General features: G+C 42.2%; 16 protein-coding genes. 9 read left to right on the top strand and 7 right to left on the bottom strand.

The window, feature by feature from the left end:
* The first annotated feature begins 109 nt into the window (after nt 1-109).
* Nucleotides 110-478, top strand: coding sequence for a cell wall hydrolase (locus tag G8782_RS11395; RefSeq protein ID WP_281357923.1), 369 nt, complete (start codon nt 110-112; stop codon nt 476-478).
* A gap of 54 nt (nt 479-532) precedes the next feature.
* Nucleotides 533-985 carry a spore coat protein GerQ gene (locus tag G8782_RS11390; RefSeq protein ID WP_246231652.1) on the top strand — a complete coding sequence of 151 codons (453 nt, stop codon included), beginning with the start codon at nt 533-535 and terminating at the stop codon, nt 983-985.
* Nucleotides 986-1,027: 42 nt separating this feature from the next.
* Here G8782_RS11390 and G8782_RS11385 read toward each other — a convergent pair whose 3' ends face one another.
* From G8782_RS11385 to G8782_RS11370, 4 genes are all read right to left on the bottom strand, one after another.
* Nucleotides 1,028-1,408, bottom strand: coding sequence for a DUF423 domain-containing protein (locus tag G8782_RS11385; protein ID WP_172371269.1), 381 nt, complete (start codon nt 1,406-1,408; stop codon nt 1,028-1,030).
* 26 nt (nt 1,409-1,434) lie between these two features.
* Nucleotides 1,435-1,704, bottom strand: coding sequence for a YwdI family protein (locus G8782_RS11380; RefSeq protein WP_172371267.1), 270 nt, complete (start codon nt 1,702-1,704; stop codon nt 1,435-1,437).
* 66 nt (nt 1,705-1,770) lie between these two features.
* A complete protein-coding gene (locus G8782_RS11375; protein WP_172371265.1) occupies nt 1,771-2,457 on the bottom strand; it encodes a uracil-DNA glycosylase in 687 nt (228 codons plus the stop codon).
* Nucleotides 2,458-2,461: 4 nt separating this feature from the next.
* Entirely contained in the window at nt 2,462-3,214 is a 753-nt protein-coding gene (locus G8782_RS11370) for a DUF4230 domain-containing protein (RefSeq protein WP_172371263.1), read from the bottom strand.
* A 103-nt stretch (nt 3,215-3,317) separates the two neighbouring features.
* Here G8782_RS11370 and G8782_RS11365 point away from each other — a divergent pair, with 103 nt between their 5' ends.
* From G8782_RS11365 to G8782_RS11340, 6 genes are all read left to right on the top strand, one after another.
* Complete coding sequence (locus G8782_RS11365) at nt 3,318-3,584, top strand: hypothetical protein (RefSeq protein WP_172371261.1); 267 nt, start codon at nt 3,318-3,320, stop codon at nt 3,582-3,584.
* 59 nt (nt 3,585-3,643) lie between these two features.
* Entirely contained in the window at nt 3,644-4,474 is an 831-nt protein-coding gene (thiD, locus tag G8782_RS11360) for a bifunctional hydroxymethylpyrimidine kinase/phosphomethylpyrimidine kinase (protein WP_172371259.1), read from the top strand.
* Nucleotides 4,475-4,585: 111 nt separating this feature from the next.
* Nucleotides 4,586-4,936, top strand: coding sequence for a YojF family protein (locus G8782_RS11355; protein ID WP_172371257.1), 351 nt, complete (start codon nt 4,586-4,588; stop codon nt 4,934-4,936).
* 14 nt (nt 4,937-4,950) lie between these two features.
* Nucleotides 4,951-5,634: a bacillithiol biosynthesis deacetylase BshB2 gene (bshB2, locus tag G8782_RS11350; RefSeq protein ID WP_172371255.1), complete on the top strand. Its 684-nt coding sequence runs from the start codon at nt 4,951-4,953 to the stop codon at nt 5,632-5,634.
* Between the two features lie 351 nt (nt 5,635-5,985).
* Complete coding sequence (locus G8782_RS11345) at nt 5,986-7,338, top strand: YjiH family protein (RefSeq protein ID WP_172371253.1); 1,353 nt, start codon at nt 5,986-5,988, stop codon at nt 7,336-7,338.
* A gap of 155 nt (nt 7,339-7,493) precedes the next feature.
* The gene (locus G8782_RS11340; RefSeq protein ID WP_172371251.1) at nt 7,494-8,393 is read left to right on the top strand and encodes a DMT family transporter; all 900 of its coding nucleotides are present in this window, start codon (nt 7,494-7,496) and stop codon (nt 8,391-8,393) included.
* Between the two features lie 238 nt (nt 8,394-8,631).
* Here G8782_RS11340 and G8782_RS11335 read toward each other — a convergent pair whose 3' ends face one another.
* The gene (locus tag G8782_RS11335; RefSeq protein ID WP_172371249.1) at nt 8,632-9,582 is read right to left on the bottom strand and encodes an L-threonine 3-dehydrogenase; all 951 of its coding nucleotides are present in this window, start codon (nt 9,580-9,582) and stop codon (nt 8,632-8,634) included.
* Between the two features lie 176 nt (nt 9,583-9,758).
* Here G8782_RS11335 and G8782_RS11330 point away from each other — a divergent pair, with 176 nt between their 5' ends.
* Nucleotides 9,759-10,421 carry a hypothetical protein gene (locus G8782_RS11330; RefSeq protein ID WP_172371247.1) on the top strand — a complete coding sequence of 221 codons (663 nt, stop codon included), beginning with the start codon at nt 9,759-9,761 and terminating at the stop codon, nt 10,419-10,421.
* A 51-nt stretch (nt 10,422-10,472) separates the two neighbouring features.
* On the opposite strand, the gene G8782_RS11325 is transcribed toward G8782_RS11330, so the two are convergent.
* Together G8782_RS11325 and G8782_RS11320 are read right to left on the bottom strand one after the other, a co-directional pair.
* A complete protein-coding gene (locus G8782_RS11325) occupies nt 10,473-11,660 on the bottom strand; it encodes a glycine C-acetyltransferase (RefSeq protein ID WP_172371245.1) in 1,188 nt (395 codons plus the stop codon).
* A 58-nt stretch (nt 11,661-11,718) separates the two neighbouring features.
* Entirely contained in the window at nt 11,719-12,786 is a 1,068-nt protein-coding gene (locus G8782_RS11320) for a hypothetical protein (RefSeq protein ID WP_172371243.1), read from the bottom strand.
* Between the last annotated feature and the right edge of the window lie 517 nt (nt 12,787-13,303).

The raw sequence follows: 13,303 nt of genomic DNA, 5'->3' as shown, positions 1-13,303 counted from the left end.
TGCTTTTTGTCATCTTTATATCGACCTTTGCATATCTTTTACGTGAGGAGGTTTTTCTTTGGCAGTGATTGCTCACAATACGGCAGAGGTCGAATTACTAGCCCGGTTAATGCGCGCCGAAGCGGAAGGAGATGGCCAGCTTGGCATGCTCATGGTCGGAAACGTTGGCGTAAACCGCGTGCTTGGTGACTGCCTCGATTTCACCGATATTCGTACCTTGCAACAGATGGTATTCCAACGACCTGGGGGCTTTGAAGCAACAACAAAGGGCTACTTTTACCAACGTGCGCGTCCGCAAGATATACTACTTGCCAGAAGAGTTCTCGCTGGCGAACGTTTTCATCCCGCTACCCGTTCGTTATGGTTTTTCATGCCGACAGGCGCTTGCCCGGCTCAGTGGTATGGTCAATGGAATACTGGCCGTTACAAGTCGCATTGCTTTTTTTCTCCGCTCGTAGATGTATGTCCGACAGTTTAACTTGATAGATTTAAAGCGTCCACATGTTTTAACATACAATGAAAGGATGAATGAATGGTCCAATATTATTGGAACCCAAATCTTCAACAACCAAGAATGCCGAACCAGAATATGCAGCAGATGCAGCCCATGCAACAACAAATGCAACAAATGCAACAGCCGATGCAACCAGTGCAGCCTATGCAACAGCTGATGGTCCCGCCCCCAATTCCAAGCGGAATACCGACTGGTCTACCCATGGGGGAACAATCGTACATCGAAAACATTTTACGGTTAAATATCGGTAATCCAGGGATTTTCCACTTTTCATTTCAACATACAATTGCAGAGGCTTTGAACGTGAGGAATGTCACCGGGTACGTAGTTGCCGCCGGCCGTGATCACGTCATCGTCCATGAAACAGCAACGGGTAACGAATTCCTTTTCCCGATGATTTACTTTGATTTTGCAGAGTTTGAAGGCGAAGTGAAATATTTTCCGCAAACGATGCAACCGCGTCAAGTATGAAAAAAAACTTCCGCTTGCCTGATTATGGCTAGCGGAAGTTTTTTAATTTGAGAATTTTAGCGCTGCGATGATGAGCATAATCCATCCGATAATGAATGCGACGCCGCCAATTGGCGTGATGGCACCAAGAACACCGATGCCCGATAGGCTCAAAACGTATAAACTGCCCGAGAAAATAATGATTCCGGCAAGTAGTAGCCACCCTGCCCATGTCAGTTGAGTAATCGGACCTATTAATGATGAACTCATCAATATTCCGATGGCAATCAAGCCGAGGGCGTGAAACATTTGATACTGAACGGCAGTTTCCCAAATGGCTAAGTAATGTTCGGATAGTTTCTCTTTCAATGCATGCGCACCGAATGCGCCGAGCATGACGGCGATTGCCGCGTTCACCGCGCCGGCAATAATGAAAAATGGCATATCTATTCCTACCTTCTATCTATTTGTTAAAAATCGAATATCGAGCCGCCGTTTGCTCCTTCTTCCTCCATCGGCTTCGCTTCAAGCGATTGGATTGGTGTAAGTGGTTGAACTGAATGCGATGATAGCATTTTTGGAATCACCTTTTCATCATTTCTAGGTTTTCCCCCGAGTGCGACTTCACAAAGCGATCTGATCGCAGCGAGGGCTTCCCTCATTTCACGTTCATCTTCAGTATTTTTGGCGGCAGCTAGTTGGCGCTCCATTTCAAGCAATACTTGATTGTAGGAAATCATACATTATCATCCCTTTGTCTTTCGAATATATAGTGTCACTTTACCTTATCACGCGTTCCGTTCGAATTAAAGAATGTCGCTTGTTTGGCACCAATTGATCGGCTCTTCATTCCAAGATTTCAACACGGCATTTACTTTTGAATAGGGTTTGCTTCCCAAAAAGCCGCGGCTTGCGCTTAATGGGCTCGGGTGAAATGATTCGATAATGGCGTGTTTAGAAACATCGATCAGCTTTTTCTTTTCCTGCGCGGGCCTCCCCCATAAGATAAATACGATTGGTTTTTCCCTATCTGATAACTTCCGAATGACTTCATCGGTAAATAATTCCCATCCTTTATTTCTGTGGGAATGGGCTTTCCCTTCCCTCACTGTCAAGACGGTATTCATCATAAGAACACCCTGTTTAGCCCAGCCGGTAAGCGTGCCATCTTTCGGAATTGGACATCCTATATCTTCCGCGAGTTCTTTAAACATATTTCGCAAACTAGGCGGTATTTTCACGCCCGGTTTTACGGAAAAGCTTAAGCCGTGCGCTTGTCCAGGTCCGTGATAGGGATCTTGTCCTAAAATGACGGCTTTCACATCATTAAATGGTGTTAATTTGAAAGCTGTCCATAGATCATCTTGCTGTGGATAAATCGTCTCATCAGCGTATTCTTTATTCAAAAACTGGCGAAGCTTCGCATAATATGGTTTCGTAAATTCTACATGCAAAGCGTCGTCCCAATCATTCCCGAAAATCTCGATGCTCACTTTGTCACTCCTTGAACTCAATCGTTACATCATAGCCCGCGAATAAAAACATTTCTCGCAATGTCTTTTCAGCGGTTTTTTCTGCCATTTGCAAAACACCTTGTCCAGCCGTTTCTTCTAGAATTAGCTTTTTGGCTTCTTCGGCCAATTCATAGGCTTCTTCGATATTGGCTTTTTCACGGAATAAACCTTCATATGAATAAATCTCGACGTTATCGAAGAATATTTCAGCGCCGCCCAAAAATGTTGCGTGCGGCAAAGTCAATTTGGCCGTTTTTTTCACTTCATTGAAAACGATATCGTCATTCGATAATCCGGATAAATCCACGCCGGCTTTCACAGATCCCGGAATGACGACTAAAAGTTGACGCTTCGTGCCAGGGAGGTTCAGTCCGATGTCTTTGCCGAATACTGTATTGTCTTGTCGTTCAATAATCACCTTGGTATAGGCTTCTGCTGTCGCGAGCTCATTCAAGTCTTTTATTTGCTCTAAAAACACGCCTTTTTCTTCCGTGAATGTGCTCCCTGTTTTCAAGAAATAAAACGTCGCAAACGGCAACGCAATGATTAACGTTAGCATTAGAAGGGCTATGATCAAAAACGATTTCTTCCAGACAGAAAAGAATAGTTTCCCGACTTTCCAAAAGCCTGATTGATGATTTCCCGTTTCTTCTACTGTGACGGCTGTTTCTTCTTCACTTGCTTTTAATTCTTTCAGGAGCCGTTCAATCTCATCTATTCTTTCATTTTTCGACATAAAAACCCTCCTTTTCATCTGAATCTATTCTACTCACATTATAGCAAAATCGAAGTTTCAACAACTAGAATTTAGTGCTAAACTATTCTTGGAGGGATTCGATATGTCCGATATGAACATGAGAAATAAATTGATCAAAATTACCGAAGCGACGAAAAATGGAGAACATGTTACTGAACGTGCGAAAAGTATCGGATTCACAGTTTTTTTAGCTTTCATTGCACTCGGAATAATAGCCCTTGTCGGACTTTCTACAGCTTTACTGTTCTACGGATATTGGATTATCGCAGTCATTTTCATCATTATTTCCGGCTTATTTAGTTACGCGATGTTTAAATTAATAACCGCGGGTGATATCCGAAATTTGTAGTTTGATATTAATTTGATAAAATAAAGGTTGATTCCATTCCAATAAAAGGGGACTTCAAAATGACATTAAAGAAGATATTGACTATAGCAGGATCAGATACTTCAGGCGGCGCGGGTATTCAAGCCGACTTGAAAACCTTTCAAGAACATGGAACATACGGCATGACAGCATTGACTGTCGTGGTCACAATGGATCCGACTAATTGGAGTCACAGCGTATATTCACTTCCTGTAGACGTACTAAAAGCGCAAATCGCGACTGCTCTTTCGACAGGAATCGATGCCATAAAAACAGGAATGCTTAGTACTGAAGAAGTGATTGAAACCGCGGGTAACGCGATTAAAGAAGCCGGACTTTCTAAAGTCGTGATTGACCCGGTAATGGTATGTAAAGGTGAAGACGAAGTGTTAAACCCTGGAACTGTCGATGCGATGATTGAACATTTACTTCCAAATGCACTTGTTGTCACGCCAAATCTATTTGAGGCGGGCCAATTGGCAGGTATGAAAACGCCGAAAACCATTGAAGATATGAAAGAAGTTGCGAGAAAAATTCACGAACTTGGTGCGCAGAACGTCTTTATTAAAGGCGGAAAGACCATCAAACATGACGCTGCAGCTGATTTACTTTTTGACGGTGAAACTTTCACATTGCTTGAAGCGGAAAAAAGCGAAAATCATTATAACCACGGAGCCGGTTGCACGCTTGCTGCTTCCATTACGGCAAATCTTGCAAACGGGTTTGATATTAAAGAAGCAGTCACTGAAGCAAAGAAATTCGTTTCAGCTGCAATCGCGAATGGTTGGCAGCTTAACGAATACGTTGGACCTGTCTATCACGGAGCTAAGAATAAATTCGGCGGACCATCGATAAAGACGACAGAAGTTTAATATCATAAATACAAGCGACGACCCGGAGATTCCGAGGTCGTTTTCTTTATCATCCTGAGATTTTATCTATATACTATGGAGAGTTGTGATTTTCGTTTAGGAGGATATATTATGGAAATTGTGAACCAAGAACACGTACAGGAGTTACTCACATCCTTCGCAAATAAAGACGTTTACATCCATTTGGAAACGACAAATGGGTCGTATGCAAGCCATTTCAAGGAAGGTTTTTTAAATGCCGGGGCATTTATTCGCAATGTCGTTATTAAATTCGAACTCGGAAAGATTGTTGGGGATTCTCCGCACCGGGTCGGTTTAAAACTTCCTTCCGGTTGGATTTATGCACAAGGAATTACACATTACACAGTTGACGAACACGATCGACTGTTACTCGCGGGGCTTGATCATGAAGGGAAACTTTCGGTAGCCTTGCATATAAGTGAAACACCGTTCACATATTAAGGAGGAACAAATTCATGATAAAAAAAGAACGCCACGTCCTTATTGTCCTTCCGCATCCAGATGATGAAGCGTTCGGAATTTCCGGCACGATAGCGGCGTACCGTAAAATGGGGGTTCCAGTTACGTACGCATGTCTTACTTTAGGAGAAATGGGTCGTAACCTCGGGAATCCGCAGTTTGCTACTCGCGAAACATTGCCGCAAATTCGTAAAGCTGAATTAGAAAAAGCATGTGAAGCGATGGGACTTGATGATTTAAGACTGATGGGGTTTCGAGATAAAACGTTAGAGTTTGAAGATGATGAAAAAATGGTCAAACTTGTTGAAGATCTAATTCAGGAATCGAATCCATCACTCGTCATTTCGTTTTACCCTGGCTATTCCGTTCATCCAGATCATGAAGCGACTGCACGTGCAGTTGTTCGAGCAATTCGCCGGATGGATGAAACAAACCGTCCAAAGCTTTATGCGGTTGCATTCGCAAATAATACAGAAGAAGATTTAGGTACGCCCGATATAATTCATGACATCCAGGATACGATTGAGCAAAAACTTGCTGCGTTGCGCGCACATGAGTCTCAAACTGTATGGATGATGAAAGAACTTGATGAAAAGCTTGCCGCGAAAGATCCAGAACGAATGAAATGGGTTCGCTACGAACGTTTCTTCTCATATAAATGGGATAAGGACTTTGAATAATCGCTACGAAAAAACCGTAAGAGCGCTGTGATACGCTTTTACGGTTTTTATTGATTAATCTGCCGTCGTTTCTGTGGCGATGAACCCAGGTGCAATGGTATTCACTCTAAAGCCCGATGTCGTTGCGGCTTTGGCCAATGTTTCCGTGATTCCTCATAACTGATGATGCATTTAAAATTAACCAATTTCAGGAATAGTCAATTTTACATTTAAACGTCACATTTTCTCTCTCGTTCTGTTAGAATTAAAATGCAACCGCTTACATGATTTTTACTCTTTACTTATGCATATAAAGCAGTTATATTGTATTAATATACAACTTAGAGACTACTATTAGGGGCGATATTTGAAATGAAGAAATATACATTATCAACATGGTTATTATTCCTTATTCCATCTATTCTTGGAATTTTATTATTTATGATACCGGTAAAACTTACTGGGGATTGGAAAGTGCCGATTGCGACGTTGGCTGATATTCTTTCCGGGTTTATCGCACCGATTATGCCTTGGACCGCAACCGTTATTCTTATTATTGCGGCGCTAGGTTCTGTACTTTATTTGATTAAAGGTAAAGATGCAGAAGATACATCATTCACTACAAATTTGTTTAGTGTGTCGATTTTTTGGGTGATTACGAGAATTATCGGTGCAGTATTTGCTTTACTGGTTGTTTTACAAGTAGGCCCTGAGGCGATTTGGAATGAAAATACGGGCGGACTTCTTCTGAGCGAGGACGGTCTTGTCACATTCCTGTTTACAATTTTCTTGTTTGCAGGATTGCTATTGCCTCTTCTTCTCAATTTCGGATTGCTTGAGTTTTTCGGGACAATGATGGTGAAAGTGATGCGTCCTCTATTCAAACTGCCGGGCCGTTCTTCCATTGATGCGCTAACTTCGTGGATTGGGGATGGAACGATTGGTGTTTTATTGACTGCGAAGCAATATGAAGAGGGTTATTATACGAAAAAAGAAGCGGCGATTATTGGAACGACATTTTCGGTTGTATCCATTACATTTTCTATTGTTATTATTGATTACGTCGGGCTAAGTTCTTATTTCTTGCCGTACTATGGAACTGTCGTGTTAACTGGTCTCATTTTAGCATTCATTATGCCGCGGATTTACCCGCTTGGCGGCAAGGCCGAAGAGTATATCGATGGCCGACCGTTTACTGGCGATGAAGAAAAGTTGCCTGAGGGTTATAATTCTCTTTCTCACGGATTGGAAAATGCGTTGGCAAAGGCGGATACAAATCGTTCATTTGGCAAGACGTTTGCGGATGGATTTAAAAACGTTCTTGATATGTGGATTGGTGTAATTCCTGTTGTTATGGCTTTCGGTACGGTCGCGCTAATTTTAGCGGAGTATACATCGGTGTTTGCTATACTCGGTAAACCGTTCGAGCCAATCTTATCAGTACTCGGCATACCTGAAGCTGCAGAAGCCGCGCAACTAATGGTTGTCGGATTTACGGACATGTTCTTGCCAGTAATTTTAGCAGAAGGCATGATTACTTCTGAATTGACGTTGTTCGTTGTTGCGACAATTTCGGTTACACAACTTATTTTCATGGCGGAAGTTGGCGGATTGCTGTTAGGGTCAAAAATACCTGTTAACTTCTTGGATCTAGTACTGATTTTCTTATTGCGTACGCTTATTGCCCTGCCGATTGTTGCGGGTGTTGCGCATTTGTTGTTTTGAGTTGGTGGTTGATGATGACCTCGCATGATGAATGGCGAGGTCTTTTTTTATTTTTAGGCCGCTATTTCGGCATTTCGTTATTTTCCATGCTACGATGAGTAACAACGCTTTTGATATAATAGTGAAATTTCAAATGAATGATAGGTGAACGATTGATGAAGCCAGTGCTATATTTATTATTTCTTAGTGTATTATGGGGATCTTCTTTTTTATGGACAAAGGAGCTTCTCGATTATTTTGAACCGACGACAATTGTTTTTCTACGTTGTTTATTTGGAATCGTGGCGTTACTCCCTTTTTTATTGCGATCGAAAAATCGGATCGACTTAAAAAAAGTAACGCCCAAGTTTTTACTTGTAGTCGCCTTGGCTGGCGCGATTCCATGGAACTTTATGGGGTTTGCGCTTCAAGGTATCGATTCGGGCTTAAGCGGTATTTTGAATGCGACGACTCCATTATTGGCTGTCGTGTTTTCTGTTTTCTTACTTAAAGTCAAACCGCTGCGAAACCAAGTATTCAGTTTGATTATCGGGTTTATTGCAGTTGTTTCGTTACTTGCTTTTTCCGGACAGGCGATCGGCGCTCAATTCTCATTGTTCCATGCGTTATTGATGTTCGGGACTACTTCGTGTTACGCACTTAATTCGATTTATGTGAACAAATACTATTCTCATATTCCTGCACTCCAATTATGTTTTTGGACGCTTGCGATTGCTGTTGTGATTAATGGACCGATTAGTTTGCTGATTGAACCGACAGCATTTCTACAACTTGGGTCCCCTTCTGTTTTCCTACCACTTTTGGTGCTTGGAAGTTTAAGCTCGGGACTCGGCTATGTAATTTTTTACGTGATTGTTTCGATAAGTGGACCAATCCTTGCGGTCATGGTGACGTTTATCGTTCCATTTGTCTCGATTGCGCTGGGCGTTATGTTCTTAGATGAACCGCTTCATATCGGGATTGCTATCGGTTTGCCGTTGATGATTGTTAGTTTGGTGTTGATGAATCTGCATTCTATAAAGTTCGGGAAGGTTCGCGAGTCATCGGTTGATTGATCAGGTGTGATGCGGGGGGTGGCTTTGGTCGTTTGCTGATTCACTTTAGTCGATTCGACTTCCGCTTTGGTCGTTTCGCTCTCTTTAGTCGTTTGAGAATCTGCTTTAGTCGTTTCAACATTCACTTTAGTCGCATCGTCAACCTCTTTAGTCGTTTCAGCACCTACTTTGGTCGTTTCCCCTTTAATAACAAGAAAAAACCGTGAGTTATTTGTTCATATACTCACGGTTTTGCTTGTTATTTATTTAGCTTTATTCTTAATTTCTCTAGCATATCTATTGTCATTTTATCGAGGTTATATTCTGCTTTGAAGCCCCATTCTTTGATTGCGGCGGATGGGTCGATGGCGTCTGGCCAGCTGTCGGCAATTGCTTGGCGGATTGGATCTACTTCATACGATATTTCGAAATCTGGTAGTTGTTTTTTAATGGATGCCGCGATTTCTGATGGTTCGAAGCTCATCGCTGTGACATTAAATGCGTTGCGGTGAACAAGTTTGGAAGGGTCGGCTTCCAGTAAATCAACAATTGCTTGAAGCGCGTCGGGCATGTACATCATATCCATATACGTCCCTTCTGCGATATACGATGTATATTTTCCTTCTTCAAGCGCTTTATAATAAATATCGACCGCGTAATCTGTCGTTCCCCCGCCCGGCTTGGCTACATTCGAAATTAGTCCCGGGAATCTGACACCTCGAGTATCGAGACCATATTTATTGAAATAATAATCACAGAGTAACTCGCCCGCTACTTTGTTTACCCCGTACATTGTTGTTGGACGTTGTAAAGTTTCTTGCGGGGTTTCTTTTTTCGGAGTTGTCGGACCGAATGCGCCGATCGAGCTCGGTGTGAAAAACTGCAGTTTTAATTCGCGGGAGACTTCAAGCGCATTCATGAGTCCCCCCATATTTAAATTCCATGCGAGCATCGGATTTTCTTCTGCCTTTGCTGATAAGAGCGCGGCCATATGCATCATGGTGTCTGCCCCGAAATCATTTGCAAGTGCGTGCATTTTTTTGGCATCCGTGACATCTAGGATTTCAAATGGGCCTTTGACAGCTGCATCCGAATTTGGATGACGAATGTCGGTAGCTAACACATTATTCACACCGTATTCAGATTGAAGCTTAGTAATCAGCTCGGAACCTATTTGTCCGAGGGCTCCGGTGACAATTATTTTCTTCAAATTCATACCCCTTTCATTGGCGGTCATTTGTATTTTTAGAAAGGACACTCTAAATATTCATTTAATTAAACATGCATACAATAACTTTCCTTCATTATAAAATGTTCACACAGAAAAGACAACAATATTTAATTGTTTGTTCTGTTATACTAAAAGAAAACTCGAGGTGTGGAGATTTGCACAAAAAACCATCTATCTTTTCGAAAGTGTTTCGGTTTATCATCATCATTACCGTCGTTGCCCTGCTTTCTTTCATCCTAACATCGTATGGCGTTCCGAAGTTGATTATCATTGCGTTGATTATTGTTTCCTATCTTGTATTCACAGCTTTTTGGCCGGCGCATATTATTTACAAATCCAAATCGATCAAAGCAATCGGCCGTTACATCAATAATAACCATAAGCGACCAATTTTCGGTTATTCCTATGCATTGGCGACTGGCACGGATCAAGATGTCGAGGTTGCTTTAAAACGAATCATGAATACATATACCGAAGAAGATATGCATGATATTTACGGGGCCAATCTCGCCATTCATCAGAATAATTCCCAGGCGTTATTACGTCATGCCGAGAAAATAAAAAGTGATGACCACCGCTACTATTTCAAAGCTTATGCCTATATTTTGAAAGGAAAATTCATGGATGCCATCGAGTTCTCTGAAAAAGTGCGGACTCCGTGGATGATTCATTCATTAAAAGCTGCTGATGCAAAGAAGCGCAGGGATTTGGGAGCTTTTAAAATTGAAGCGAATAAATCGATTGAGAGCGCGCTCGGGATACAACGATTTGTGCTCTTCCATACCATGCGGCGATTGGGAAAAGATACGCTGCAGTAGAAATAGAAAAACCCTAGACAATTACCGCTGTCTAGGGTTTATTTCGTTCCATTAAATTATGTTTAGTTCTTTTCCAACTTTTTCATAAATCGCAAGTGCTTGGTCTAGCATTTCTTTCGTATGCGCTGCAGTTGGCATGTTTCGAACGCGGCCTTTTCCTCTTGCCACTGTTGGGAAGACGATTGACTTGGCGTAAACGCCTTCTTCCATTAAACGTCTGGAAAATTGTTGTGAGAGCTTTTCTTCTCCGATAATACATGGCGTAATCGGCGTTTCGGATGCGCCGATATCGAAGCCAAGCTTTTTGAGACCTGCTTTTAAGTAGTCTCCGTTTTCCCATAGTTTATCGTGAAGTTCTGTTGAATCAATAATTTGCTGCAATGCACCGATTGTTGCTGCAACGTCGGCTGGAGTTACAGCTGTCGAGAATAGGAATGGACGCGAGCGAACTTTCAACCAATCTATCAGGTTCTGTTTACCGGCGACATATCCGCCGACAACTCCGACCGCTTTCGATAGCGTTCCCATTTGCATGTCGATCTCTTTTTCAAGACCGAAATGTTTGACCGTTCCTTTTCCTTTACCCGTTACGCCTGATCCATGCGCATCGTCAACATATGTGATGAGGTCAAATTCTTTAGCAATTTCCACGATTCCAGGAAGGTTCGCGATATTGCCGTCCATGGAGAATACGCCGTCCGTAATGTACATCACTTTTTCATATAAACCGGATTCAGTTGCTTCCTTCGCTTTCGCACGAAGATCGTCCATGTCTTGGTGATTTACGCGAATAATTTTCGCGCCGGACAAACGGCATCCGTCAATGATTGAAGCGTGGTTTAATTCGTCGGATAAAATGGCGTCCTTTTTATTCATGACTGCTGAAATTGCCGCCATATTACAGTTAAATCCTGATTGATAAGAAATTGCCGCTTCAGTTCCTTTAAATTCAGCAAGTTTCTTTTCAAGTTCGATATGGATATCGAGGGTTCCGTTAATAGAACGAACAGCTCCCGCACCCACGCCGTATCTATCGATAGCTTCTTTCGCAAGCTTTTTCAAGTCTTCGTCTGTCGAAAGCCCAAGGTAGTTATTCGAGGATAGATTGATTAACTCTTTTCCATCAATTTTGATGATTGCACCATTTGGTCCTTCAACAGGATCGATTTCATTGTATAACCCTGCTTCTTTAAGCTCTTCTAAGTTTTCTGTTAAAAATGCATCTAAAATTTTAGACAAGGCACTCTTCCTTTCAGACTGTATATGCCTTCATAGTACCATACAGTCCTTCAGCCTGTCAGTGCGGGGCTATAAGCTTTTGGGATTTATCTTGAAAGATGATGTCTTTAATTGCCGAATCCATCGTTATTTTGACGGCTTTTTCAGCTTGCGCATAGGCTTGCATATAACCTGTTGCATCTAGAATTTTTTCTCGGTAAGCGATGCTAATTGGCAGGATTTCTTCTTCGATTTCTTCGTTTTCCTCGCACATCGATATTAAATCGACAATTTCATCGCCTTTTAGTTCAGGGTCGTATTCATGCGGTTTTGTCGCATCTAGAAAACAAATGGACAACTCCGGAAATAAGACGAGGTCGATACCTGCAGGATCCAAGCCGCACCAACCATAAATGACATCGAATCCTCTTGACTCGGCCTCTTTTCCAAGCGCTCTCATCAAAGTCGACTTTCCTGTTCCAGGAAGCCCTTTAATCAGCATCCGTCGTTTTACTTGGCTAGTAATCGAGGGGACAAAATCGCAAGCGCCGGCGGATGTTAAAGATCCGATGAGCCGATGTGAAATTGTCGATTGTTTGTTTAGACGGATTGTCCCAAATAACTCTTCTTTTAATGATTTAATCAGATGTTCGTGTTCATGCCACTTCATACGTTTAATATTAAGCGCTTCCCATTGATCGTGAATCGTTTTCGCTTCGGCCAATGCACCAAGCGATTTATCCAAGGCCGTTTCTGCTAAAGCTAGATTTTCAACAATGTATCCATTTTGTTCGCGCAACTTTTTTTCGTCGTACATATCGTAAAAACTGATGACTCGGTGGCGTCCTCCGATATCTGAAGGTTCAAGTGCTACTGGATGCGATGCTTGAATGAATAGCAGATTGGGTTCCTTGACGAAAACTGCGTCGGTAATATCTGGTTGTGCCGGATTCATAAATTTGTCGATATCAAAACCACGTTTTACAAAGTGCATGCCTGTGTTGTTTAAGATTGTTGATAATGCGGTGGTTGGCGGGCATTTCAAAAATACCGTTTCGTCTGCCGATGCGATGAGTTCATCGTATTTATGTGAGATTCCTAGACCTGTATAAGCTGTCCCCATGTATTTCGTTATTGAACCATACATGTCGCACTCCCTTTCTGATTTCATACAATAAGCTTATGCTTGGACAACCTAAAAAAGCACGGCTTGTTTTATTCGGAATAAAAAACGTCCTGGAGACCATTGATTTCCGTTGCGGGCGGCGCTTTCCACGGGCATCACCGGGGTCTCCTCGTCACCAAAACCGTGCTCCCAAACGCTTCGCTTTTCGGTCGCAAAAGGGCGTTCTTCGTGACGGCTCTTTCTGCGGGGCTTTCGGTTGATAAGGAAAGAGTGAACTTTCTCTTTCCCTCTTTGCCCTCTATTCCCTTAGAAGTCGCCACCCTCCACTCCAATCAACTACAGACTCCAATAAACTATGAAAGTTTATAAATCTATTGGTTAAAAAACTGGATAAAGAAAAAGCACAGGAATAGAATTATTGAACTGAACCCCGAAAAGCGGACACTTTAAAAAAGTACCCCTTTCGGGGTTTTTTCTATGGAAAAAACCCGCTATACTATACCTAACTTGAAGGAGCGGGATAATTTTATGAGTAAAA

The organism is Sporosarcina jiandibaonis, assembly GCF_013184495.1.
In the GTDB taxonomy this organism is placed as follows: domain Bacteria; phylum Bacillota; class Bacilli; order Bacillales_A; family Planococcaceae; genus Sporosarcina; species Sporosarcina jiandibaonis.
Note: the sequence above shows the minus strand (reverse complement) of the source record. Positions and strands in the feature narration are given on the sequence as shown.

What these genes read in the sequence shown, in the direction of transcription:
- thiD (WP_172371259.1), top strand. Translation starts at nt 3,644, where the DNA reads ATGACATTAAAGAAGATATTGACTATAGCAGGATCAGATACTTCAGGC.
- G8782_RS11385 (WP_172371269.1), bottom strand. Translation starts at nt 1,408, where the DNA reads ATGCCATTTTTCATTATTGCCGGCGCGGTGAACGCGGCAATCGCCGTC.
- G8782_RS11380 (WP_172371267.1), bottom strand. Translation starts at nt 1,704, where the DNA reads ATGATTTCCTACAATCAAGTATTGCTTGAAATGGAGCGCCAACTAGCT.
- bshB2 (WP_172371255.1), top strand. Translation starts at nt 4,951, where the DNA reads ATGATAAAAAAAGAACGCCACGTCCTTATTGTCCTTCCGCATCCAGAT.
- G8782_RS11345 (WP_172371253.1), top strand. Translation starts at nt 5,986, where the DNA reads ATGAAGAAATATACATTATCAACATGGTTATTATTCCTTATTCCATCT.
- G8782_RS11390 (WP_246231652.1), top strand. Translation starts at nt 533, where the DNA reads ATGGTCCAATATTATTGGAACCCAAATCTTCAACAACCAAGAATGCCG.
- G8782_RS11370 (WP_172371263.1), bottom strand. Translation starts at nt 3,214, where the DNA reads ATGTCGAAAAATGAAAGAATAGATGAGATTGAACGGCTCCTGAAAGAA.
- G8782_RS11395 (WP_281357923.1), top strand. Translation starts at nt 110, where the DNA reads ATGCGCGCCGAAGCGGAAGGAGATGGCCAGCTTGGCATGCTCATGGTC.
- G8782_RS11365 (WP_172371261.1), top strand. Translation starts at nt 3,318, where the DNA reads ATGTCCGATATGAACATGAGAAATAAATTGATCAAAATTACCGAAGCG.
- G8782_RS11320 (WP_172371243.1), bottom strand. Translation starts at nt 12,786, where the DNA reads ATGTATGGTTCAATAACGAAATACATGGGGACAGCTTATACAGGTCTA.
- G8782_RS11340 (WP_172371251.1), top strand. Translation starts at nt 7,494, where the DNA reads ATGAAGCCAGTGCTATATTTATTATTTCTTAGTGTATTATGGGGATCT.
- G8782_RS11355 (WP_172371257.1), top strand. Translation starts at nt 4,586, where the DNA reads ATGGAAATTGTGAACCAAGAACACGTACAGGAGTTACTCACATCCTTC.